The organism is Chengkuizengella sp. SCS-71B (assembly GCF_040100845.1).
Taxonomy (GTDB): Bacteria; Bacillota; Bacilli; order Paenibacillales; family KCTC-33759; genus Chengkuizengella.
Map to the genome: position 1 here is coordinate 3991648 of NZ_JAZHSH010000001.1, position 24742 is coordinate 4016389.

General features: G+C 34.5%; 28 protein-coding genes. 5 read left to right on the top strand and 23 right to left on the bottom strand.

Going from position 1 to position 24742, the window contains the following annotated elements:
* Positions 1-18 precede the first annotated feature (18 nt).
* Genes VQL36_RS19415 through VQL36_RS19430 form a run of 4 tightly spaced genes read right to left on the bottom strand, consistent with a single transcriptional unit; the run spans position 19 to position 1572 of the window.
* Positions 19-786 carry a phage antirepressor gene (locus VQL36_RS19415; RefSeq protein ID WP_349250886.1) on the bottom strand — a complete coding sequence of 256 codons (768 nt, stop codon included), beginning with the start codon at positions 784-786 and terminating at the stop codon, positions 19-21.
* A gap of 23 nt (positions 787-809) precedes the next feature.
* Entirely contained in the window at positions 810-998 is a 189-nt protein-coding gene (locus VQL36_RS19420; protein WP_349250887.1) for a hypothetical protein, read from the bottom strand.
* 50 nt (positions 999-1048) lie between these two features.
* Positions 1049-1288, bottom strand: coding sequence for a DNA-binding protein (locus tag VQL36_RS19425; protein ID WP_349250888.1), 240 nt, complete (start codon positions 1286-1288; stop codon positions 1049-1051).
* Positions 1285-1572, bottom strand: coding sequence for a hypothetical protein (locus VQL36_RS19430; protein ID WP_349250889.1), 288 nt, complete (start codon positions 1570-1572; stop codon positions 1285-1287). The genes VQL36_RS19425 and VQL36_RS19430 overlap by 4 nt, the downstream gene beginning before the upstream one ends.
* 183 nt (positions 1573-1755) lie before the next feature.
* On the opposite strand from VQL36_RS19430, the gene VQL36_RS19435 reads away from it, so the two are divergent.
* Positions 1756-2430 carry a helix-turn-helix transcriptional regulator gene (locus VQL36_RS19435; protein ID WP_349250890.1) on the top strand — a complete coding sequence of 225 codons (675 nt, stop codon included), beginning with the start codon at positions 1756-1758 and terminating at the stop codon, positions 2428-2430.
* On the opposite strand, the gene VQL36_RS19440 is transcribed toward VQL36_RS19435, so the two are convergent.
* Positions 2390-2545: a hypothetical protein gene (locus VQL36_RS19440; RefSeq protein WP_349250891.1), complete on the bottom strand. Its 156-nt coding sequence runs from the start codon at positions 2543-2545 to the stop codon at positions 2390-2392. The two genes, VQL36_RS19435 and VQL36_RS19440, sit on opposite strands and share 41 nt — an antisense overlap.
* Positions 2546-2639: 94 nt before the next feature.
* On the opposite strand from VQL36_RS19440, the gene VQL36_RS19445 reads away from it, so the two are divergent.
* Positions 2640-3857 carry a site-specific integrase gene (locus VQL36_RS19445; RefSeq protein ID WP_349250892.1) on the top strand — a complete coding sequence of 406 codons (1218 nt, stop codon included), beginning with the start codon at positions 2640-2642 and terminating at the stop codon, positions 3855-3857.
* A gap of 57 nt (positions 3858-3914) precedes the next feature.
* Here VQL36_RS19445 and VQL36_RS19450 read toward each other — a convergent pair whose 3' ends face one another.
* From VQL36_RS19450 to VQL36_RS19490, 9 genes are all read right to left on the bottom strand, one after another.
* Positions 3915-4478 (bottom strand): NAD-dependent epimerase/dehydratase family protein, encoded by a 564-nt coding sequence (locus tag VQL36_RS19450; protein ID WP_349250893.1) that lies wholly within the window; start codon positions 4476-4478, stop codon positions 3915-3917.
* 26 nt (positions 4479-4504) lie between these two features.
* Positions 4505-5083: an ATP-dependent Clp protease proteolytic subunit gene (locus tag VQL36_RS19455; RefSeq protein ID WP_349250894.1), complete on the bottom strand. Its 579-nt coding sequence runs from the start codon at positions 5081-5083 to the stop codon at positions 4505-4507.
* Between the two features lie 11 nt (positions 5084-5094).
* The gene (locus tag VQL36_RS19460) at positions 5095-5286 is read right to left on the bottom strand and encodes a hypothetical protein (RefSeq protein ID WP_349250895.1); all 192 of its coding nucleotides are present in this window, start codon (positions 5284-5286) and stop codon (positions 5095-5097) included.
* On the bottom strand, positions 5283-5888 hold the full coding sequence (locus VQL36_RS19465; RefSeq protein ID WP_349250896.1) for a helix-turn-helix domain-containing protein: 606 nt from the start codon (positions 5886-5888) through the stop codon (positions 5283-5285). The genes VQL36_RS19460 and VQL36_RS19465 overlap by 4 nt, the downstream gene beginning before the upstream one ends.
* 400 nt (positions 5889-6288) lie before the next feature.
* Positions 6289-6999 (bottom strand): ABC transporter permease, encoded by a 711-nt coding sequence (locus VQL36_RS19470; protein WP_349250897.1) that lies wholly within the window; start codon positions 6997-6999, stop codon positions 6289-6291.
* On the bottom strand, positions 6996-7844 hold the full coding sequence (locus VQL36_RS19475) for an ABC transporter ATP-binding protein (protein WP_349250898.1): 849 nt from the start codon (positions 7842-7844) through the stop codon (positions 6996-6998). Before VQL36_RS19475 ends, VQL36_RS19470 begins: the two co-directional genes overlap by 4 nt.
* A gap of 228 nt (positions 7845-8072) precedes the next feature.
* Positions 8073-9284 (bottom strand): ornithine--oxo-acid transaminase, encoded by a 1212-nt coding sequence (locus tag VQL36_RS19480; RefSeq protein WP_413789541.1) that lies wholly within the window; start codon positions 9282-9284, stop codon positions 8073-8075.
* A 65-nt stretch (positions 9285-9349) separates the two neighbouring features.
* The gene (gene rocF / locus VQL36_RS19485) at positions 9350-10261 is read right to left on the bottom strand and encodes an arginase (protein ID WP_349250900.1); all 912 of its coding nucleotides are present in this window, start codon (positions 10259-10261) and stop codon (positions 9350-9352) included.
* Between the two features lie 95 nt (positions 10262-10356).
* Positions 10357-11484 (bottom strand): LytTR family transcriptional regulator DNA-binding domain-containing protein, encoded by a 1128-nt coding sequence (locus VQL36_RS19490; RefSeq protein WP_349250901.1) that lies wholly within the window; start codon positions 11482-11484, stop codon positions 10357-10359.
* A 155-nt stretch (positions 11485-11639) separates the two neighbouring features.
* On the opposite strand from VQL36_RS19490, the gene VQL36_RS19495 reads away from it, so the two are divergent.
* Positions 11640-12407, top strand: a complete 768-nt coding sequence (locus tag VQL36_RS19495; protein ID WP_349250902.1) for a sulfite exporter TauE/SafE family protein — start codon at positions 11640-11642, stop codon at positions 12405-12407.
* A 65-nt stretch (positions 12408-12472) separates the two neighbouring features.
* Here the strand turns inward: VQL36_RS19495 and VQL36_RS19500 are convergent, their stop codons facing one another.
* The 3 genes from VQL36_RS19500 to VQL36_RS19510 form a co-directional block, all read right to left on the bottom strand.
* Positions 12473-13468, bottom strand: coding sequence for an aldo/keto reductase (locus VQL36_RS19500; protein ID WP_349250903.1), 996 nt, complete (start codon positions 13466-13468; stop codon positions 12473-12475).
* 140 nt (positions 13469-13608) lie between these two features.
* Positions 13609-14091 (bottom strand): glutathione peroxidase, encoded by a 483-nt coding sequence (locus VQL36_RS19505; RefSeq protein WP_349250904.1) that lies wholly within the window; start codon positions 14089-14091, stop codon positions 13609-13611.
* A gap of 75 nt (positions 14092-14166) precedes the next feature.
* Entirely contained in the window at positions 14167-14559 is a 393-nt protein-coding gene (locus VQL36_RS19510; protein ID WP_349250905.1) for a (2Fe-2S) ferredoxin domain-containing protein, read from the bottom strand.
* A 235-nt stretch (positions 14560-14794) separates the two neighbouring features.
* On the opposite strand from VQL36_RS19510, the gene VQL36_RS19515 reads away from it, so the two are divergent.
* On the top strand, positions 14795-15124 hold the full coding sequence (locus VQL36_RS19515; protein ID WP_349250906.1) for an SCP2 sterol-binding domain-containing protein: 330 nt from the start codon (positions 14795-14797) through the stop codon (positions 15122-15124).
* 123 nt (positions 15125-15247) lie between these two features.
* Here the strand turns inward: VQL36_RS19515 and VQL36_RS19520 are convergent, their stop codons facing one another.
* Positions 15248-16279: a CAP domain-containing protein gene (locus VQL36_RS19520; RefSeq protein WP_349250907.1), complete on the bottom strand. Its 1032-nt coding sequence runs from the start codon at positions 16277-16279 to the stop codon at positions 15248-15250.
* A gap of 326 nt (positions 16280-16605) precedes the next feature.
* Here VQL36_RS19520 and VQL36_RS19525 point away from each other — a divergent pair, with 326 nt between their 5' ends.
* Positions 16606-17148, top strand: a complete 543-nt coding sequence (locus VQL36_RS19525) for a GNAT family protein (RefSeq protein ID WP_349250908.1) — start codon at positions 16606-16608, stop codon at positions 17146-17148.
* Between the two features lie 68 nt (positions 17149-17216).
* Here the strand turns inward: VQL36_RS19525 and VQL36_RS19530 are convergent, their stop codons facing one another.
* The 5 genes from VQL36_RS19530 to VQL36_RS19550 form a co-directional block, all read right to left on the bottom strand.
* Positions 17217-17813 carry an HD domain-containing protein gene (locus tag VQL36_RS19530; protein WP_349250909.1) on the bottom strand — a complete coding sequence of 199 codons (597 nt, stop codon included), beginning with the start codon at positions 17811-17813 and terminating at the stop codon, positions 17217-17219.
* A gap of 119 nt (positions 17814-17932) precedes the next feature.
* A complete protein-coding gene (locus tag VQL36_RS19535) occupies positions 17933-18523 on the bottom strand; it encodes a TetR/AcrR family transcriptional regulator (protein WP_349250910.1) in 591 nt (196 codons plus the stop codon).
* Positions 18524-18787: 264 nt separating this feature from the next.
* Complete coding sequence (locus tag VQL36_RS19540; protein ID WP_349250911.1) at positions 18788-19159, bottom strand: YobA family protein; 372 nt, start codon at positions 19157-19159, stop codon at positions 18788-18790.
* A 200-nt stretch (positions 19160-19359) separates the two neighbouring features.
* Positions 19360-21006 carry a 2-hydroxyglutaryl-CoA dehydratase gene (locus tag VQL36_RS19545; RefSeq protein ID WP_349251226.1) on the bottom strand — a complete coding sequence of 549 codons (1647 nt, stop codon included), beginning with the start codon at positions 21004-21006 and terminating at the stop codon, positions 19360-19362.
* Positions 21007-21028: 22 nt separating this feature from the next.
* A complete protein-coding gene (locus VQL36_RS19550; protein ID WP_349251227.1) occupies positions 21029-24469 on the bottom strand; it encodes a BadF/BadG/BcrA/BcrD ATPase family protein in 3441 nt (1146 codons plus the stop codon).
* Between the last annotated feature and the right edge of the window lie 273 nt (positions 24470-24742).

Here is a 24742-nt window from a genome sequence, read left to right on the forward strand (position 1 = left end):
CTCCTTTCATTTAGTAGATTAAGATACATTAGATTCTGTGTACTTGTTTATGAAATAAATTTGACCTTTACCAGTCACCTTAGTTGTTTTTGTGGTTATAATACTTCCATCGGGATTATTAATGGTTCGTTTTTTAATTTCGAATAACCCTAACTCCATTGCTTTCTGTGTTGGATCATTCCACCGATCATCACGTGTTTTCATTAAGTAGCCATCCTGACGAAGTTTTTTAAAAAGTCTGTTCTGACCTATTTCTATTCCATTTTGTTTAAGTAGCTTCGCTAACTCACCAATCAAAATCGTGTTAGTTGAAGTTTCTAGAGCATTTGCAAAGTTTACTTTAGGCTTGTCCGTTATGATGGTTTGTTGTAGTTGCTTGTTAATTTCTCTTTCTTCTTTTAGTTTGGTTGCTAACTGGATCAGTGTATCGGGATTGAGTAAAGCTTCTTCAACTTTTTCAGGTGTTAAGTAGCCGCCATGTTTACGGATGCTCGGCAATACTTCTTCAAAAACCCATTTTTCAAATTGCTCCGCTGATGGCAATTTTGATCTTGCGATTAATCGGTATAAGTCTCCTTCGGGAATTAAATTAATATCTTGCTCCCCACCATTTGTAAGGACTGAACGTTTCGTGCACCCCTTGCAATGATCCCTAATTGCTTTATGAGGATTACTATATCCAAGAAGCTTTGCACAATCTGTTGCTGGGAATAACTCTTTACCATTTACATTTAATACGCTTAGTTCACCAAACTCTGAATTTTTAAATATTTGTAATTGATTCATTTTTTCACCTTCCTTTGATAGTTTCATAACCGTAAAGCTACTTTACATTTTTCTGGATTCTTCCGTTTTGCTAATCTTCTTTTTGCAGTTGGCGTTGTAAGCCAATAAATATAATCAGGTTGTACATTTAATTCTTTAGCACATTCTTCTTTTGTACCGATACATATAAGTTCATCACCTTTGTACACTGCATATTCTTGAAATTGACTCATTCTTTCACCTTCTTTTGTTTGATAGATTAATAGATTTGTATGTAAAATAATTAATTGGCAAACTGTTTTAACTTTTCTTCTTTTCTTTTTTTAATCCAATCAATGAGGTCATCCTTTTCCGCTCGTTTGGAAGCCTCTCCTGCTTCAAAGTTAAGAATCCCACCATGGTCAGGGTGTATTTGAAAATACTCATATACTCTTCGACGAGAGATTTTAAGGTAATCTGCGATATCCTGAGCTGTTAGTATGTCGGGTAGTTCTTCCAAACTGATTGTTTTTTTATTGTTCATGATACACTCACCTTCTTCTCTTCAACTTTTGTATTCTTTAACTCATCAGTAACAAAAAACCTTTCAAATGGACCACCAAACGCTTTAAGAACTCCGGCTATAAAAATGGGACCTGGCGAATTATGTCTGTCATCATTTATAGGAAGTTTTGCTCGCCAAACTTGAGTTTTTGAAATCCCTAGCTTTGCTGCAAGTTCAACATCACTTTCAATTCCAAATTCCGTCATGGCTCTCATCAACTCTTTAACATTTAATCGAACTGTATGTCTTTTCATATTGTCCATCTATTAGAACACCTCCTTCCATATTTTTCTTTGCGAGCTCGTATAAATAATATACTAAATATTATACTCATACGCAACAACTTAAATAAACAAAGTTGCGTGTAGGTAACTATATAATTGCGTATACGCAACATATTTGTTATAATCACATTAGTTATTATTTGAAAGGATGATTAAATAAAAATGGAAAGCAATGAGGGATACGGTGAATTTATTCAGAAGCATAGGGAATTAAGTGGATATGGCAGTCAAAGGAAACTCGCAATTAAATCCGGCATATCATCGGCAACTTTATCAAGAATTGAAAAAGAGATCCAAAGACCAACCATGAATACTCTTAGAACTTTATCTGAGTATTTAAAAAGTACTTCTTACAGTGAGCTATTAGAAGCATCAGGCTATTTAGAAGGACTAGAAGGGGAAGAACTAAATATAGTAAAAGACTTTTTTATTAAACATAATGAATTAGATAAATTATTAAATATTACTATTAATCAGTTATTAAGTTTAGGTGAATTTGATCAAATAAAAAGAATATTTAATAAATACCTCTCCGAGGAATTATTTGAATATGAAGAGAAGAGGAAATTAGCTGAAAATAATATCATGGAATTTATGGATTTTACTGATCCAGTGGAAAAAACTAAAGAGAATTTATTAGAGGAGTTCAATGCTATCATACTCTCACATAAAAACTCTGACTCTTTTAAAAATGAGAGAGAGTTTTTAGATGAAATCAGTTTATCGAATGAAGAATTAATAAAAAAATACAAACTTACAATTGATGATCATGTTCTATCCGAGGATGAAATAAAAACTATGATCGCTCTATTTCGTGCTTTAAAACAGAAAGATTAATTTCTTTAATGATTTTCATCAAACCATGGATGCCATCTACTTCTTTTCCTAATAAAATTGCAACTTTTTTTAGATCAATTGTTACTTGTTTCAATAAACCACCAAAACCTTTCATAAATGAAGTATAACTTTATTATACAGAACTTATGTTCGTATTTCAAGGATTCAAATGGTAACTTTTTAGCAGAAAAATCAAGGAGTTGAAGAATATGAAAGGACATTTTTATAAACCTCACTGTAAGTGTCCAGGGAAAAAAAAGAAAAGATGCTCTTGTGGAGCCACATGGTCTTTTATGCTAGATATAGGTAAGGACCCTGTGTCAGGAAAAAGGAAACAAAAAAAGAAAGGTGGATTCAAAACAAAAACTGAAGCAGAAGCAGCAGCAGCAATCCTTTCTGCAGAATTATCCCAGGGTACATTTATAGAAGAAAAGAATATCACTTTTGAACAATTTTCTAAGCAATGGTTAGCGGGGTATGAGTCTACTGGTAAAGTCAAAATCAGTACAATCAATCATAGAAAGTATCAAATTAGCATATTAATGCCTTGGTTTGCTAAACTAAAAATGAAAGATATCACTAAGAAAAAATACCAAGATGCATTAAATAATCTGAAGAAAAAATATTCCGATAACACTCTAGCTGTAACACACTGTACAGGTAAAATGATTTTTAACAAGGCTGTAGAAATGGATATAATAAAATCAGATCCAACACAATTCGCCCACGTACCTAAAGTTCAAAAAACAGTTGAAGAGTTAGAGAGTGAAGAAGAAACAGTCAAATATTTAGAGAAAGACGAGTTAGTAAAATTCCTTCAAACAGCAAAAAATACAGGATCATACAAAGATTATATTATTTTTAAAACTTTAGCTTATACAGGCATGAGGGCAGGAGAGTTATGCGCTTTGAAATGGAAAGATATTAACTTTGAATCTCAACAAATCAATATCACAAAAACTTACTACAATCCTACAAATAACACTAGAAAATATTATTTATTACCCCCTAAGACCAAAAGTGCAGTAAGGAAAATAGATGTAGAAATAGGTCTGTTAAGTGAAATAGATACTCACAGAAGGATTCAGAACAAAGTTAAGATGAAGCATAGGGATATTTATGATAATGAAGATTTTGTTTTTGCCAACTCAGACAAATATCCAGGATACCCAGAATATCCAAAAAACATAAGAGACCGAATGAAAAGAATCCTTAAACTTGCTTCACTCAATACAAACCTAACACCACATTCATTACGCCATACACACACATCTCTTTTAGCAGAAGCTGGGGTCAGTTTAGATATAATCATTGATCGTCTAGGACATAAAAGCGATGAAATAACAAAAAACATTTACTTACATGTAACAAAGCCTAAAAAGAAAGAAGCTTCTCAAAAATTTGATGAGTTAATGGGAAGTTTGTAAATCAACCCTATTGTTACTCAAATGTTACCCTAATTGCTTGTTAGGTAAAGAAAAGCTTTAATTTAAAGGGAGTTTACCTTGGCGTACTCTATTCACCCAATAAGGTAACCGCTCTGTATAATCATATTTACCAACAATTAAACCAGGTCTAATCGTTAACAACTTATTTCCAAGCGTGTTTTCAGCTTCTTTCTCACACATATATTTTAATGCACCATAATACTCAGGTACGAAACCTGAAATGCCACGAGTAATTCCTTCTGCTTTTTCCTTAGATAAAATTTGAACTGCATAGTTTTCGTCTATTCCTTCTGGTATCCAATCTTTATATACAGAAATACTGGAAATAAAAGTATAATAATCTGTCTGATCTGCTAAAACTTGTGTAGAATAATGAACATCTCTAGGAACATATCCACAAGTGTCAATTACAGCATCCCATTTTCGGTTTTTTAAAACATCTAACTGATGGCTCCGATCACCTATAAGATGCTCAACTTCATCAAATGTATGTTGTTGATTTCCTCGATTGAATAATGTAACCTCATGCCCTCTAGCTAACGCTTCAGAAACTAAGTGTTTGCCTATAAATCGAGTACCACCGATAATCAAAATTTTCATACAAAAACACCTCATTTCTATCGATCTTATTTCACAAGAATATGATCTATCAATCCCAGTTTTTTTGCTTCCTCTGGAAAAAAGAAACGGTCACGATCCGTAAGGTTATACATTTCCTCCACTGAAACCTTAGAACGCTCAGACATGATTTGATTCATTCTTTTCCTAGTTTCAATAATATGTTTGGCATGGATATCAATATCTGAAGCCTGACCACGAGTACCCCCTAATGGTTGGTGAAGCATAATTTCACTATTAGGAAGTGCATAACGTTTCCCTTCTTCCCCTCCTATTAGTAAAAATGCACCCATAGATGCCGCTAACCCCATACACATAGTACTAACATCAGGTTTTACATGTTGCATGGCATCAAAAATTGCCATGCCAGCTGTAACTGAACCACCGGGAGAGTTAATATACATTTGAATATCTTTTTCCGAGTTATCTGCTGACAAAAATAACAATTGAGCTACAACAGAGTTCGCAAGCTGATCGTTAATCTCACTGCCAATCATCACGATACGATCTTTCAACAGTCTTGAGTATATATCATAAGAACGTTCTCCATTTTTGCTTTGCTCAACAACATATGGAATTGTGCTCATACTTTCACCTCCTACGCTATCATCTTCAGATTCAGATTCTGGCTTTCACCAAAACCAGAAGATACTTGTTTAATAATCACTTCATTATCTTCATTTCCAACTTGCCAGCGTTTTGTTTGACTCGTATGATTTTTCTCCGTTGGAAAAGGGATTACGTTATCTTTAGGTTTTTCACTTGTCTTTTCCGCACAAATCTTACTCATTTTTGTTCATCTCCTTCTATAATGTGAGGATATAAAGCAATCATCGCTTGAAATACTTCATTAGATTCATTTTCATTTGTGTTATATTTAGAAGCTAATTTATTAATCATCTGTACATAGTCATCTATAAACTGTTTTCTCTGTTCTTCGTTTGAAAGCTTTATTGTAAAATCAAGCGTTGCACTTGGTACATGATCTGATTCATCTACAACATTCATTAATTTTATGGTATCTTGTTTCATTTGTTCAGACATTTCATAAAGATACTTTAATGAACCTTGATCCTTCATTTGCTGAATTAACTCATTGTTCATAGTCGAATCATCTGATAACACAAACTGCTCGGCAACTGTCTCATACAATACTTCCACCAAATTTCGTACATTTCGGTGTCCAGACCTTTTTATTAGTCCTACTCCTTCTAACTTTTTCATGTGATAATTCACTTTTTGAGGAGGCTCTCCTATGAGTTTGGCCACTTCACTTGATGAGCGACTTTCAATTAAATGCTGTAAAATTTCCATTTTAAATGGATGGTTTAACATTAAAATTTGATCTACATCTGTAATTAGTTTCTTCTTTGGCTTCTGTTTTAAATTCATATTCATTTCCTTTCGTAAAAATTTTATTTTTACGTTAAATTAATATTATTACGTTAATATGTAAATGTCAAATATTTAATTTTTTTCATAGAGAAAATTCGCCTATATGCGAATCCTTTAAGGCGAAGACAGAGGGTATATGCTAGCCTTTAATCAGTCAAAAGTTGTAGGTTAAATCCTCAATTTGAATATGGAAATTATTTTAACCAGATTAAAAAAGGAATAAAAAGGTAGGAGTACGTTTAAACGGTGAAAATAGGAAAAATCAAAGTTGGTGATACGATTGAGCTATTACAATTAATTATTAGAAAAAGAACCTATTAGAGGTCCTTTTTCTAACATTATCAACATTATAAGTTATTTAACACAGCCATTAATTTTCTTGTTCGTTTATTTTCTTCTATTTATCAAAACGACGTTTGCCATAAGTAATAAATGTGATTACAACTGCAACAACTGCCCATAGCGTTAGTATAATCAACTCCCTTATTATATCTCCAAACTGACCACCTTCTGTAATCGTAACCCACGCTGCAGTAAATTGCTCGCCTGGTAAATACTCAATCGCTTTTAAAATTATTTCATTATTAAACAACGGTTTAAACATGGATATCATTCCGAACACCATTAGAAATGGCATCCCAATAATTGAAGTTTCCATTACCGTTCTTGATAGTAACCCTAACATTGTTCCTACAGCAAGGTAAGTGATTAGGTTTAAAAAGATTATTAGTGCAAATATAGAAAGGGATACAATTTCAAAATCGCTCAATTTAGCACAGATCAAAATAACCAATATCGTCACTATAGCTGATAAAACACTCTTTCCAATTAATATTTCCAATGTACTTGCGGGAGACAATAATAAACCTCGTAATGTATTTTTCTCTTTTTCTTCAGCGACGATGGCAGCTTGTATGAAAGCACCTGTAATAACCAACGCAAGATTAATAGGCAGTAAATTGAATGTTGCATCCTCATCTCCAATGCGGTTTAACAACAAAGCATAAAATATTGGAAGTGCAATAGTAAATATTACATAAGAATTTTTTAATAAATCTCTATAATCCTTCATAATAATAGCATTTACTCTTTTTAATGAAAATGTCATGCTAATTCCCTCCCCGTAATTTGCACAAATATTTCTCCCAGTGTTGGTTCGTTTGAATGAATCGAAACTACCTCTCCAGATTTCATATATTGGTATATAGCCTCTGCTCCTTTTTCATCCTTGTTTACAACAATACTTTGATTGTCTTTCAGCAGCAAGGTAACGGAAGTATCCATATATTGTATTCTTAAATTTCGAGGTGTGTCGAGTTGTTTTATTTCCCCTTGATGTAAAAATGCAACTCGATCACAGAGCTGTTCAGCTTCCATCATATCATGTGTTGTCAAAAAGATGGTGGTGCCTTGTTTATTTAACTGTCTTAACCCATCATGAATATGTTTTGTATTTACGGGGTCTAACGATGAAGTAGGCTCATCTAAAAATAAAAGGTCAGGTTTGTGAAGCATTGCTCTTGCTAATGTAATTCTTTGTTTCATTCCTTTTGAAAGTTTTTTTACTTGTGTTTTTGTTTCATTTTGTAAATTCACTACTTCTAAAATTTTATTGATTTGCTTTTTGTTTACATCATATAACTGTGAGTAAAGCAACAAATTATCATAAACTGTAAGGCGTTCATACAACCCACTATTATCTGTTAAAATACCAATTTTTTTCATAAAGGAAGGGTCTTTTTGTTTTTTCAATGGTTGATCAAAAACTTTGATTTCCCCTGTTGTTTGAATTAGCTGTGAAGTTAACATTTTAATTGTAGTTGTTTTTCCCGATCCACTCGGACCTAAAAAACCAAATGTTTCTCCTTTTTGCACTTTAAATGATACATTTTTTAAAGCCATTTTATTCCCAAATGATTTACTTAAATTTTTGACTTCTATAATGTTATTCATCGTTCTAAACTCCTTTTCTTTTATTTGTAACTAAGCTGCTGCTTGAATCGCTTTGTTGAGTTCAGTTTAGCTAAACATAAGGAAACTCGCACTATAATTAAGGTAAAAGGAGTTTAAATTGGGATGAATGGAGCACTATTTTAGGTGAATGGAACATAAAAAAACTGCGAACAAAAGTTTAATCTTTTGCTCGCAGCCTTATTTTATTAAATATTTATTTATAGAAAGTTAATTCGTTGTCACTTCATTTTTATCTAAAACAGTAAGGATTTTTTCTATCGCCCAATCTAAATCTTCTTTTGAAATTACTAAAGAAGGTGCAAATCGAATTACATTTTCATGTGTTTCTTTACATAACAATCCCTTTTCTTTAAGCTCCTCACAATAGGATCTTGCTGGTTCATTAAGTTCAACTCCAATAAATAATCCTTTACCGCGCACTTCTTTGATCATTGGATTATCTATTTCCTTTAACTTTTGCTGAAAATAAGTTCCAAGCTCTAAAGATCGTTCAGCTAGTTTTTCTTCCTCAAGAACATCAAGTGCTGCAACGGATACCGCACAAGCAAGTGGATTCCCACCAAAAGTAGATCCATGAGAACCAGGATTAAATACACCTAGAACATCTTTATTAGCAGCAACACATGAAATCGGGAATACTCCCCCACCAAGTGCCTTTCCTAAAATATACATGTCTGGTACAACGTTATCCCAATCACAAGCAAACATCTTTCCAGATCTTCCTAAACCAGCTTGAATTTCATCTGCAATAAAAAGAACATTACTTTCTTTACATACATCAGCTACTTCCTTTAAAAATCCGTCAGGAGGAATGACAATCCCTGCTTCTCCTTGTATAGGTTCCAATAAAAATGCAGCTGTGTTAGGAGTAATCGCCTGTTTTAATGCTTCAATATCACCATATGGAATTAATTTAATGCCTGGAAGCATTGGACCAAAACCACGTTGGTATTCAGCCTCTGAAGATAATGAAACTGCAGTCATCGTACGACCATGGAAATTCCCAACGCATGCAATAATTTCCGCTTGATTATCTGCTACTTTCTTCACTTCATAAGCCCAACGACGCGCTGTTTTAACAGCAGTTTCAACCGCTTCTGCTCCTGTATTCATAGGAAGCACCATGTCTTTATTCGTTAGTTTTACAACCTTTTCATAAAAAGCTCCTAATTGATCATTATGGAACGCTCTTGAAGTTAATGTAACCTTATTAGCTTGGTCTGTTAATGCTTGAATAATCTTAGGATGGCGGTGCCCTTGGTTTACTGCGGAATATGCACTTAACATATCCATATATTTGTTTCCTTCAGGATCTTCTACCCATACTCCCTCTGCTTTTGAAATGACAATTGGAAGTGGGTGATAATTTTGTGCTCCTAATTGATCTGTTTTTTCAATAATGTTTTTTGATGTTACCATTAATATCATCAGTCCTCTCTTCATAATTGACGCAACAATGAGTTGTCAAAAATGTAAACACACAGTTATGTTAGTTTTTCACCGAATAAAGAACCCATTAGTGCTACGGCTACCGTCGCTGTTTTATTTCTTTCATCCAATATTGGATTCACTTCAACAAATTCAGCAGATGTCACAATATCTGATTCTGCTAACATTTCCATGGCTAAGTGACTTTCTCTATAAGAGACTCCTCCAAGTACTGGAGTACCAACGCCTGGTGCATCATGTGGATTTAATGCGTCTAAATCTAAACTTAAATGAACACCATCCGTATTTTTCGAAATGTAGGCAATTGCTTGTTCCATGACTTTACTCATTCCGAGGCGGTCAATTTCATGCATGGAATACACTTTAATTCCTTTTTCATGAATTAAAGCTTTCTCTCCCTCGTCTAAAGAACGCGCACCGATAATGACTATGTTTTCAGGTTTAATCTTTGGTGTGAATCCTTCAATATTTGTAAGATTTTCATGACCTAAGCCAAGACCTACAGCAAGTGACATACCATGAATGTTCCCAGTTGGCGAAGTTTCTGCAGTATTTAAGTCTCCATGAGCATCAAACCAAATAACACCAAGATTGTTATAATGTTTGGCAACACCTGCAATGGTACCAATTCCAATACTATGATCGCCTCCTAATATAAGCGGAAAACGATTTTTTGAAACTACGTCTGAAACAGAGGAGGCTAGTTTTTCATTGACCTCTTTTACTTCTTGTAAATTTCTTAAATTATGATCTTTATCGTTAACATCATCCTGATCTTCTGTTAAATGACTTATTTCAATATTCCCTAAATCCTTAATATGATAATCTAAATTTTGCAAGCGCTCTACAATTCCTGCATAACGAATCGCACTAGGTCCCATATCTACTCCACGACGTGTTTGTCCTAGATCCATAGGTACACCTATAATTGAGATTTGTTGATTCATTAGTCCGCCTCCCAGTTTAATTCTTTTATCAAGGGTATTATATCCTTTTTTAGCACGATGACTCAACTCGACAAAATTTTGTATATTTATACTTCTTAAAACCCAATAATCCCTTTTAAATCAGTCAATTTACCCTTTGACAATGGAATTGAACTTTTTTTAGAATCATCTAAAACTAAACTATAACTATTCCGTGTCCAGGTAATGACTTCCCTTACTTTTTGTAAATTTACAATATATGAACGATGGCATCGGAAAAAGCCAAACGGTTGAAGTCGACTAAATAAATCATTCAAAGTGTATGTGCATGGAAATACCTCGCCTTTAACATGTAGATGGGATATCCCCTCACTACTTTCAACAAAATCAATTTCCATAGGGTCAAAAAGTATGATTTTGTCGTCTACTTTCGCTGGAATTTTTTCAAAACGAACCTGCACATTAGAAGGAGTTGTTGATTCTTCATCAGCAGTGTCAACTTCCACTTCTGTTTTTACACTATCTTCTTTAGGATTATTGGGTTTTATAGAATTCACTTCTATTTCAAAGTTCTCTTCCTTTTCATCTTTTACATTATCTACCTCATCCATAACTTCCAATTTTTTCAATCCTTGATCATTTAGATGATATACATGACTTGCCATCATAATCGCACTCTCGAGATAACTTGTCGTAATTAAAACAGCTCTTTTTTGAGCAACAAATTCATTAATCATTTTTTGAATGATAATCCTACTTTCAATATCTACATTCTGATCAGGTTCTTCTAAAATAATCAAGTCAGGTTGATGCACAAATACACGAGAGAAGTGTAAACGTTTCTTTTCGGAAAAGGACAATCTACTAATTTTCATATTTGACTTACTTAATAAACCAACTTGTTCTAATAATGGCATGATATCTATTTTCACTTCATACAGTTGTTTGTAAAAATGTAAATACTGCTTTGGTGTAAGCCGTTCATACAAATTTTCATTTAATAATACGATACCAATTCTCTTGCTAAATCTCTTAAAATTTTTATTTAATGGGCTGCCCAAAAACAAGATTTCACCACCAGAAGCTGGTAACTCGCCGATCATCAACTGTATAAATTTCGAACCTACTTCTCTATTACATTGAATAGCTACTACTTCTCCATGATTAATTTCTAAATCTATTGCAGGAAATAATACCGAATTTCCGATGTTTTTTTCTAACTGTTTAATTTTCAAAATACTCATGTATACAATTCTCCTGTCTTCACCTAAGTAAATTGCACTCACATTATCCCATTTTTCGTTCTTCCTGACAAAAAATATAAACAGACACATTGTTAAGTATTTGTGATATAGTACGCTTAAAGTGTATTCAAAAATAACAAGATTGAGGAGCTAATATGTTTGACTTAACCGTTTTCCAATTATGTTTAGCTATTTTAGCTGCTTTACTAATTGGATTTTCAAAAACAGGGGTACCCAGTGCCGGAATTTTTTTTGTTGTCATTCTAGCTGCCATCTTCCCAACTAAAGAATCTGTAGGTATCTTATTGCCAATGTTAATTGCAGCTGATATAGTAGCGGTGACTTACTATAGGAGAACGGTAATTTGGAGATATCTTGTCACATTAATCCCTTGGGTGTTTAGCGGAATCATCATTGGTTTTTTTGTTTTAAGATCAATTACAGATGATGAATTATCTCTTTTACTAGGTATTATTATATTGGGTCTTATCTTTCTCCACATTTCTAAAAACAAACTTGAAAGTTGGCTTCAATCCAATTTTACTGAGTCCTCTGTTTTTCTAAATCTTCTTGGTATTTTAGCGGGTTTCACAACAATGGTTGGCAATGCAGCTGGAGCCATCATGTCTATTTATTTGTTAAGTAAAGGATTAAAGAAAAATGAATTTATTGGAACTGGGGCATGGTTTTTTATTTCAGTAAATGTTATCAAAGTTCCGTTTTTCGTCTCTATTGATCTTATCACCCCAGCAACACTAATATTTAATGCTTGGATGATTCCTGCAATTTTAATTGGAACTTGGTTAGGTATTAAATTCCTGCCTCGTATCTCACAAAAGCATTTTCAAACGACGATTCTAGCTCTATCAGCAGTTGGGGGAATCAAGTTGATTTGGGATGGTATTGTATATTTAATGAAGTAAATTAAAGCTGTACTAAAAGAATCCCAGCTAAGATCATTGCTAGGATTCAATCTTTAAAGAGATTATTATTTTACGGAAACTTCTTTTGATACTTTATCAATTTCAGCAAGATGTTTATCTGATAATTTAAAAGTTAGCGTACCTACATTTTCTTCTGCATGGTGTTTTTTCGTCGCTCCTGGAATAGCTACAATCGTATCTCCGTGGAAATGAATTGTCCAGTTTAATGCAATTTGACTAGCTGACACATTATACTCCTTCGCTAAGTTGTCTAATAAATCAATAAGCGGTTGTGTTCTTTGCAATGCTGATGCTTTAAACCCAGAAGCTAACTTGCGAGGTCCAGTAATATTTTTGATCAGTTCTGGTTTCTTATGAAATTTACCTGTTAAAATGCCTTGTTCTAATGGTGAATAAGCTATAATTGTAATCCCAAGCTCTTTTGCAGCGTCCAACACTCCATTTTTTTCAATACGTCGATCTAATAGACTGTATTTCATTTGATTAGATACAAGTGGAAAACCGTGTTTTTTTAACGCAAGATGCGCTTCTCTCATTTTCCTTTCATTAAAATTACTAACACCAACATAATTTATTTTTCCTTCTTTTAATAAAACAGCCATCTCATTCATCTCAGCTGTAGCACTTGAAAAGGAAAACGGTTGATGCACCATATACAAATCTATTTCTCTTCCTTTTAGTGACTGAAGTCTTTGAGTTATAGTCTGCCTTATAGATTTTGCTGTTCTAAGCGCAGGCCACCACTTCGTTGCAATGAGTGCGTCCTTTGCTTCGTCCCCTAAACCGTTTAAAACATCAGCTAGCGCCTCTTCTGATTTCCCTCTTCCATAAGCCTCAGCGGTATCAAACCAATTGATACCTCCTCTTAGACTAATTTGGATAATTTCTTCAATCTCTTGTTTTTCCAATACTGGCCAAAAACCACCTACGAATCCATTTCCCTTACTAAATTGCCAGGTACCCAATCCCAATGCTGAAATTTTTAGGTCAGATGCGCCTAGGTTGCGAAGCTCCGTTTGTGAAATTACCGTCAAACTCATCACCTCATTAAAATAATTATTATTTAATTTTAATTATACATCGTTTTAGACTGAGATTGTACACTTTTACTAAAATAATACATTAGTGAAACAACTACAAAAAAAGACCGATTCATATCATCGGCCTCGTCCGTAAACATCTATTCACTTAACAATTTCTCAATTTCATTTTTCATTTCTAATGGATTTGTTTTTGGAGCATAACGAGCTACGGCTTTACCTGATTTATCTATTAAAAACTTAGTAAAGTTCCATTTAATCCCTTTTGACCCTAATAAACCTGGTGCTACCTCTTTTAGATAAGTAAACAATGGATGTGCATCCTTTCCATTTACATCAACCTTTGCAAACATAGAAAAAGTAACACCGTAATTCAATTCACAAAAGCTCTCAATATCAGATTCTTCACCAGGCTCTTGCTCTCCAAATTGATTGCATGGAAAACCTAATACAACTAATCCTTGCTCATTATAAGTTTCATGAAGTTCTTGAAGCTGTTTATATTGTGGTGTAAAACCACATTTACTGGCTGTATTCACTATCAATAGTACTTTCCCTTCAAAATCTTGTAGCGATTTTTCTTCACCTTTAATTGTTTGTACTGTATATTCATAAACAGACATCTTATCACTCCTCTATCTATATACAATCATCATATCGAAATATAAAGTGAATCTCAAATACCTCTCCAATAAGAATTAAAATACCTTAGACACCTTTTTTACCGTTTTCTCATCTTTCATTTTTCCTAGCTTCGTTCCTTCGGACGGCACAAAAACTTGACCATCAAATTGATGGCTAATCTTATCCTCTAATCGTTGCCCTAATCTAATAGATTCAATAAATCTTGGCGCATCAGCACTTGCCATTTCTTTATACCATACACCCTCTGGATAACAAATAACGACACATTTATCTTCACATCGCCCATTACAAAGTGTTCTAGTAGTATGAATAGATTGATCAAGACTTTTCTTAGATATTTCTTTACGGATGGCTTGAGTCAGCTCCTCAGCTCCATCGTTCATACAGCTGCCCCCATTACATATGAATAAATGCTGGTTTGTATTCGTTAAATTCCATGTCGCCATGAAATCCCTCCTCTTTTAAATAGATTATCATACTATGAAACCAATCCATTGAGTCCATTGAATTTTTAATAATAGATAGAACCCACAACTGGTTAGAAGTTATTTTGATGATTTTTTATAGTCTATTTATAAAGAATATCATATACTAAATAAGAGAAGGTTTATATATTTAAGAATACGCCGCAAATTCTTATATGTTATAGAACCTAAATTACAGAAAAGGGGTCAGGTACATATGTCTGTTAGAGAAGAGTTCCAACATTTAATTGAAAAAGTGGAGGCCAATCCAGAACATATTGATGGAATGGAGTGTGTCTATCAGTTCGATGTGAGTGGAGAAGATGAAGGCACTTATGTCATTGAATTGTCTAAAGGGAACATTACTTATAAGGAAGGTGAAGTTGATAACCCTTCTTGTACGATCCAACTATCTTCAAAAAACTTAATTAAATTAATGCATGGAAATTTAAACGCTACAACTGCATTTATGATGGGAAAACTAAAAGTAAAAGGAAATCTATCTTTAGCTATGAAATTAGAAGCAACTCTAAAAAAATATCAATAAAACCGGTTGGCGAATAATTTAAGGATAAGAAAAAATCCACCCTATGAAAGATATCAATTAGGTGGATTTTTAACCTTCGAAAAATCAGATCCATGCCATGATCATGAAATTCCTATTTGTAAATTATTTACCAATGAACATTTGAGTCCAATAATTTCCTTGTTCTATATAACCAACACCAATATGAGTAGAACTAGAACTTAAAATATTTTTACGATGACCGCTACTATTCATCCAAGCATTTACTACTTCCTGTGGTGTTCTTTGACCATAAGCAATGTTTTCTGCAGCAGATCTATAAGATACCCCAAAGCTTCTCATCATATCAAATGGTGAACCATAAGTTGGACTTGTATGATCAAAGTAATCCTTAGATTGCATGTCGGCAGACTTGATACGTGCAACTTCACTTAACTTATTATCTATTTTCAATGGAGGTAAGTCATACTGTGCACGTTCTGCATTTACTAAATTTACTACTTCTTGTTCATATGCACTTATCTTAAAAGATCCTTTTTGGGTAGTTTCTTGTTCAGTAGTACTACCTTCATTATTACTAGGTGGCTGAGATGGAGTATGTGCTACTTTTTTTCCATCAGTTTTAATTCCTTCATCCAGCGCATTTTTGATAAATTGAATAGCTTCTGCTCTTGTCAGGGTATCGTTACCTGCGTATCCTTTTACTGTAGCAGAAGTTTTCCCTTTACTGAACTCTTGATCAAGTATATACTGTATAGCTTCAGCTCCACTTTTTTCTTTTCCATCTGCTCGAGCTAGTATTTCCGCAACCTTTGTTCGATCGATTTCTTTATCTCTAGCTTTTCTGTCATATATTCCTTCTACTGGGTAGTCTTTAGACCAGGCATATATGTAATATTTCTCTGCCCAACTTTGACCTCTACAAGTTCTAGGTACATCAGCCTCCAAAGTTCTAAACAATAGCGCTAAAAATTCTGCTTCAGTAATTTGTGAATTTGGATGGAATTTACCATCTTGATAACCACTAATGAATTCTTTTTGCTTAGCCCAAGTAATCGTTTTATCTGCCCAGTGACCTTTTGTGTCAGGAAAAGCAGATGAATTTGCGAAAGCTGGAACTGCTAATTGGCTCATCATTAACAGTACTAAAGAATAAATAATTAAATGTTTTTTCAAAATCTTCACTCCTATTCTAGTTTTTTATTCAATTGTTTTTACTATAGTTACCAGCTAGAGTTGCTCATTTTAAGGTACTATTTATATAGGAGTTATGACTTAAAAAAAAGATTAGTTGCTAGAGAGTAGGTAATAATGCACACGTTAATGATACTTTATAGTAAATAATTGTGGATCAAATGCACATAATATCCTATACTAAAATATTGGTGAGAATAACAGATTTAGATAAAAATAAAACATTATTAATTCCGCATAATTAGCGAGTCTATAAAACATTTATATGCAAAAATAGAAGCATTGATTAGAAATCTGAGGGAGCAATAATGAACTTTCCACAACTTGAAACAAAACGATTAAATTTAGTAAAAATAGAAACAGAACACATACAAAGTTACTATGAAATCATGTCCAAAAACGAGGTTACTAAATATTATGGAATGAACAGTTTGAAAAACATTGAAGAAGCCACAAAAATAGTAGATTTATTTGAGAATACATTCAATAAAAGTCGTGGAATACGGTGGGGAATTGTTTTAAAAGATTTAAATAGATTTATAGGGACACTTGGACTGAATAACTTAGATATTAGGACTAAAAAAGCTGAGATTGGATATGAGTTACATCCTTCATTTTGGGGCAAAGGGATTACTGCTGAAGCCATTACTGAAGTTTTGGAATACTCATTTCAAGCGTTGGACCTTTTTAGAATAGGCGCAATAACCTTCCCTGATAATGCAGCATCAAACAAATTATTGGAAAAGTTAGGATTTACTAAAGAAGGTAGATTAAGAGGATATCTCTACCATAATAAACCACACGATGCATTGATTTATTCAATGCTTAAACAAGAATGGGGAAAAAAATAAATCGTGGAGAACATCACTGTAAAGAATGAATAAACATTTTCTATGTTACCATCTAAATTCATTATTCCTTACTCTTTAAAAGGAGCATTCATAATCCAGTCTATAAAACCCATCCGAAGCATAGAAGAACTCAAATTATTTGGAAATTGATCATTTTTGAGTTCAGCATCATATTTAATAAGTTCAATCATAGACTGTTTGAAACCTAATCTTGGATAGGATTCAAGTATGAAATTAAACGATTCTTCAGAAATATCTTTTACACGTAAACCAATAACATCCATACCTGCTCCAAAGTGTACTAAAGCAATCTCTGGTTGTTTTTCTTCAGCTATTTGTGATGCATGCAAAACTATTGCTTCACGTACTACATCAATTTTTTCTTCAGAAATACCATGGGTATGTAGGAAGTTCACTGCATGATCAGCACTTTCATGTTCAAATGAATGTTTACGGCAAACATGTTCAGTTAGACCAACATCATGTAATATTGAACCAAGATAGAATAACTCCTGATCATATTTGAAACCATATTTTTTCCCTAATTCATCACCAAAAGCATACGTTCGCAAACAATGGTTGTAAAGAAATTCTGGTGAAATCTCATGAACTAACTTAGTAGCTTCCTTTGCCACATTGCTTTTAGGAATAGTGATATTGTACATATGATTCCTCCTTAAATAAAATAATTGTTATTTAAGCAAACTTGGACCGGACGGTTCGGTCCTTTAAAATCATGATACATTATTTTTGACATAGTGTATAGATTAAATTCTTTAATTCATTAAATTTTATATTGATTAAGTAATGTTTTAATTTGGTGAGTCAAATTTAAAATATGATCATTGTTATGAGTCACACGACTAGCCATAATAGACCCTTCAAATGCAGCAAGAATAAATGATGCTAGTGAATGAGAATTCAATTCATTATGAAATTCATTATTATTAATACCTTCGTCTAAAATAGATTTAATAAATAGAAGCGTTTTATTGTAGCTTAATGAAGCTTTTTCACGTAGTTCAGGAAATGAATAATCACTCTCAATTGCTGTGTTTAGTAGCGGGCATCCCCCTGAAATTGGAGGGTTACCAACGGCATCTTCATAAACATAATACATCGCAATAATTTTTTCCGTAGCCGTATCTTTAGATTGAACTGCCTCTAAGAAATGTGACATGAGGATTTCACCAGATTTTTCAAAAGAAGCGAGTGCAATATCATTTTTATTCTTAAATCTTCTGTATATAGCTCCTTTTGGTAATCTTGTTGCATCCATTATGTCTTGTATTGAAGTTTGACCGTATCCTTTTTCATTAAATAGGATGATAGACGTACGAATAATTAAATCTTTGGTTGCATCATTCTTCTTCATGATTGTTTGACCTCCATGATAAATAAGGTCAGTATACCTAAAAAACTATAATAATTCCACTCCTATTCTAGTAGTAACTTCCCTTCCCTTAATTGTATATTGTATACTTTCTATTTCTTTATTACTCCAAAAGTAATTTTCATATTTGGAGCATAATACACCCAGAATGGAAATTGCTATTTATATGGTATAAGTGAGATTTTTCCATTCTGGGTGTAGCTATATCTTTGTTTGATGAGGATGGGAGTAGTTTTTAAACTTTACTTACTCATTTATCACTTGCACTTTTTGTGCTGTAGCTTGCCCTGGATATGACTCTGCCATTACACTAAACCATACTTTTACTTTTTGACCTACTTGTAAATCACCTACTTGCAAATCATCAGGTATATCAAACCAAGCAGCACTGCTACCCTTTCCATTTAAAATATCTTCAACTGAAGTTGATTGTACATCTTCTTGAGAAATACCTCCAACAACAAGAATTCTATCCTTGTCTTTGCTAATAATATAACCTTCTTCACTCATAGCACCATCTTCACTCACAGTACCTTTTTCACTGTTGTTAATATTATTAGAACAAGCAGTAACAGATACAGCAGTAATAATTATCAATAAAAGAACCCAGTGTTTCATTTGTGTTGCCTCCTCCTTAGTATAACAGTACTTTTTAGAATGTGTAATCATTTCTCAGACGAACTTAAAATATAAAAAGTTGCAAAGTTTATATATTTCAGTAATATTTATGTTCCACTAAAAAATCACCTCTCAAGATAATTCCATCTCAAGAGGTGACCTCATTTAGTGTTTTCACGTAACTTTCTTATCCAATATATTCATGCTTCTTTTATTTTATTGCGACGAAAAAAAAATCTGTTTGAAATTCCCCGTAAATGATAAACGATGTTTGCTGATGTACATGCAACAGAATGTCTGCTTACTTTCAAAGGTTGCGTAATCGGCGAACGACTGAAAGTCTTTTTCTGAAGATGCTCTACGGAATAGCCCTTTTTGGCTAAAGCTTCTTCGAATTCTTTTTGGGCAGCCTGCTTAGCCTTAAATAACATCATTTGTATTCGGCTATAGACATTAATGGCCCCATCTCCTGTCGTTTCAATGGGAAGAAAAATTGCTTCAGGATAAATCTCAGTTATGAGTGATTGAACTCCATCAGAAACACCAGATGAAGGCATGCAACCAAATGGCTTTACAGAAATCGTCATATTTACTTTCCTTTTCTTCACATTAAGAATGAGTTTGCCTACCTCCATATGTCCTTCCCCCCCTCTAAGATGATTATTATAATGTGAGTCGGCCACTTTAGCTATTTCATCCATATTAGGTAAGTGATATCCACGAAGCCCGATCACTCTGGCATAAGTATAGAACATTCCTCGAACGGCACGATTTGCTATACCTAAGATTAGTAAACGTTTTAAAGGATTCTTTCCTTTTAAACCCTTACTTTCAGAATCTGCTTCTTGTAAATGCATCCGTTTACGAGTATCATACTGCCCTTCCCAAATCAAAAATAAGATCCATGCTGTGACAGACTGCACTTCTACTTCGGCACCCTCACTTTCCAGAAATTTTTGCAGTTGATAGTTGCCTTCTCCTTCCGTAGTCATGGCCCAAAACTCTCCAATAATGCTTACTTTTGGTTTTACTCGAATTCGATCAACTTTTACAGCTTTTAGTTCTTTTCGACAACGGTATAAAGCGGGCATCAGTTGTTTACGTTCGCTGAAAGCTTTATATAAATGTTGTTTGCAACGTTCAAGTGCAGCATTGGTCGCCCCCTCTTCCACTTCATAAGGCCGAATGCGATACCCTAACGCATTCAAAATATCTCCGATCAATACAGCCTTTAAAAAAGTAAGGAAAAATGAACTATCTAGTTTCAGAGCAGACTCTTCACCCGTAGCTTGTTTTAAGCCACTCTGCTGTTGAAAGAGCAAGACTCGAAATCCATCAAACCCTGCATCCCTAAGGGCCTTTCGATATTCTGTTACATAAGTACCAAAGCGGCAAGGACCACAAGAGCCGCTCGTAATGAATAAATACTGACTTACAATTTCTTCCTTCTTTTTTCCTTTAACATCTCGAAGATATGTAAGATACTTGATCAGATTCCCAACAGTAAAGTAGGTTGGATTACATTGCCCGCGATTTCCATACTCCTTACCAAATCGGAGAGATTCTGTATCTGGGCAATCCATGTGTTTAACATGATATCCCAATCCTTTTAATGCTCCCTCCATTAAGTAGTCATGAGCCATGGTAAGACCACCGAATAGAATTGTCGTGGAATCCTTGTCCTTTGCAAAAAATTGGCGGGGAACAGGATCAAACCATTGTGCTTTTGATTGATTCAATCCCAATTTTTCTTCTTGTTCAGTCTGATACCGGTTTAATTCTTTTTGAAAATAATAATCCGGCTGATAACTCTCCTTAACAACTTCTCGTTTTTTTGACGTACGCACTTTCAAATCAACTCCTTCTTGTTTATTCAGATATCGCTTTTTTCTCTAAACTCGATTGCTGCAGTAATTCGCAGCGCTTTTGTTCAATCAGTTGCTGTAATTGCATCTTCTTTTGTGCTAGATCTTGAAGCCGTTCCTCATGAAGCCCTAGACTATGAGCATAGGTTTTAACTCTGATCTTAATGGAACCACTCGGCTTATTCGCATCGATATCATGAAGAGCAGAATAAGGAGTGTTAGCCGTTGAAATGACTGAGTCAATCAGCCCATAAGTAGGGGCATCATGTCCACATTTAAAGTTGGAAAGATCCAATACCGCTACATTCGGATGTCTAGCTGAGAACTTAGCAGCCCAAACCTTCTGAACACTATTTGAACTGAAATTTTCAGGCCATACATCGGTCACTTCCAAAGCATGATTCACTCTCCCACTTTCTAAATCATCTTTAAAAAATCTTTGTAACCATGCCTCATCTTTCGGAATGGAGCGCATCGATAAAATCGGATAACCTAACACCTGAAATTCATCCAAAATACTGTGGTTAAGTCCTGGATCTGAATGATAAGGACGTCCGATCATAAGAATGGCAATGCGATTTTCCTGCTCTACTTGCTCCAGGATAAGCTTTCCTTTTTCTTGCATTTCATGATCAAAAAGAGCCATTGCCTTCCATGCTTCATCTACAGCGAAATTATTTTCATCCTCAGTGATTTGTAAGAAATCATTAAAAGCTTCAAATAGCTGTTTTTTCATCATATTCTGTTCCGTAAACGTCACTGCTGGATCAAAGTAAATGATCCCCCTTTCCTTAAAAAAGTCCGTTTCTTTCGTAAATGCGGCTTTAATCACATTTGGTGCCCCAGCGACTATCGGACAGCTTGAAGAATCCATCACATTCTGTAGATGAGTTGGGATATGGGTTATACATGGGAAAACGATTGCGTCCAAAGCTTTGCGCTCATGATGTTTAAACAACAAATTATGAATATGCGCTTGTGCTACTTTTGACGGGTAACAAGGGTCTATGGAACCGTACTTTCCACCTTCCTGCCACATTTCCTCACTTGTATTATTACTGAATACAATATTTTTCTGATCGATGCCTAGCGTTTCAAGATAGGTTCTCCAAAATGGGGCTGTAGACCAAATATTCAACACTTTCGGGATGCCAATACGCAACTGTTTCCGTCGTTCAACCGCCTCAATAGAAGAACGTTGAAACTGACGAATGAATTTTCTTTGTTTCATTCCAAGACCTAGGATACTCGACTTGATTTTGACATCCTCAACGGCTTGATCTGACGAGGGCATAGGAGTTGAATCATAGAAATGTTTGAACATTTGTTTTGCTTCATAATCCACTAAATTAGGATATTGCTTTTTCTGCTGATTGCGTCCTTTAGTCAGTTTAATCAACGCTTCCTTGTTTTCTACCGTTCCTTTCTCACAACTAAATCCTGAAATATAACGAGCTGTCTGTCCATCAGGTGTTGTAGAATCAATAAACGTGCGACTACAGTTATTTGGGCAAAAATTACAGCGGGTTGATTCATCATTACGAGATGAATAACTTAACCCGATTGCTGCATCAAGCCCGAGAAAAGTGGAATACCCTCGTCGTTTTACTACACGAAGGGTCTCCATGGCAGCTCCAATTGCTCCAGCTTCACCTGTATGAGGATGAACATATACCTCAGCATCCGGAACCCGCTCTTTAATATAATCCACTTGTGCTTTTACGGCTGCCAGATTATGTTGTGTCCCTCCCTGTAAAACAAACTTGCGACCAAGCTCCGCCATTCGCGGAATTTGTACTACATACTGCCAGACGTTTTTTGGGAGCACTAAAGCAAGACCAGCCAACAGTTCCTCCTTTGCATAGCCTTCCTTCTGAAAATTCACCCGGTCAGAATCAAGAAATACTGCACAACCATAAGAAAATTTCGGACTCAGATCAGCTTTAAATGCAGTTTCAGCATACTCTTGAACAGGAATCCCAAACTGGTCAGCCATTGCCTGCAGCAACATTCCATTCCCAGCTGAACACTGGTTTGACAATCGGAAGTTACGGATATCTCCATTTTTTAGAAAAAGGACTTTTATGTCTTGGCCACCAATATCACAAATCACGTCAATGTCACCAAAAAAATGAACTGCGCTCATCATATGGGCAACAGTTTCTACAATATTGACATCCGCTTTTAATGTCTTTTCCAATACATCCGCAGCATAACCAGTTGCTCCAAAACCAATAATTTCTAATTTGGCACCCGATGCATGAACTTTATCATGAATACGACCGAGAAGCTCCTTTGTATCTTGAATTGGATTCCCTTTAGAAAGCTGATATTCCTTAAGAAGAATCTTTCCATTTTCATCAACTACTACTGCTTTTGACGAAGTAGAACCCCCATCAAGCCCAATAACAGCCTTAATCGTATTCCCAGATTCAAAAGATGCAGGCTTAAATTTAGGAATACTATACTGACGACGAAATTCTTCCAATTCCTCTACGTTTTTTACTAATGGAGCACCGGCTTTCTCACCCAGCTTAGCCTTTCGTCCATGCGTAATAAATTTCTTCAATTCTTCTAAGCCCTTATAACGTCCAACTTCACTCGATTCATGAAGCCCATAAATGACGGAACCGTATGCAGCATAATACTGAGCATTTTCCGGAACAAAAATGAGTTCATCGATCGGTATATCTTTCGGATAATTATATCCTCTTTGTTCCCACGATTCTGGAATACGCTTGCGCCAACATTGCTGAAGAAAAGGCAAATATGTATTTGGACCTCCTAACAATAGGACTTTATGTCTCAGTGTATTTCCACGAGTCAGTACTGAAAGATTCTGCATGACGATTGCATCTGCCAAAGAACACATGATTTCTGAAGAAGGAATGCTGCTTTTCACGAGGTTTACAATATCCGTTTCTGCAAAAACGCCGCATTTCGCTGCTACATGATGTAATTTGCTATCATCAAAATCAAGCTTAGCAACCTCTGATTCCGGCATGCCTACTTTAATGACACACTTATCAATCGTAGCACCCGTACCAGAGGCACATTTATCATTCATAGAAGTAATAGCCTGTTTGTCACCGGTCTCTTCATTTTCTTTAAAAATAATGATCTTTGCATCTTGTCCTCCAAGTTCAACTACGCTCCCTACATCAGGATGCAATTCTTCAACCGACATCGTAACAGCATTTACTTCTTGCACAAACTTAGCCCCGATATGCTTGGCAATCGGACTACCACCAGATCCCGTAATAAACACTCGAATCTTTTCTTTCTCTACTTGAGAAAATTCATTTCCAATACGAACTAAGAAATCTAAAACATTCTCAGCTTGTTTCGTATTGTGACGTTGATAATCAGACCATAGAATTTCTTTTGTATTCGGATCTACTACGGTTGCTTTTACAGTAGTAGATCCAACATCAATTCCTATCATTATATTTTCCAATTCATCTTACCTCTCATATATGTGTTTTAAAAAAACATATTGAATATAAATTTTATGTTCTTCCAAAATCCTACATATTATTACCAATAAATTAAAAATTAATAAAATCATATATAAGTTCCACGATATTTTTGAAGAGATACCAGCTATTTTTAAGTAAGATTTTCTGGATGAGTACTCATATAAATGGCGATAATGATAAGAACTTAAAAAAAGAACTCATCCAAATTAAAGGTCTTGTTGAAAAAACGAGAAGGAAAC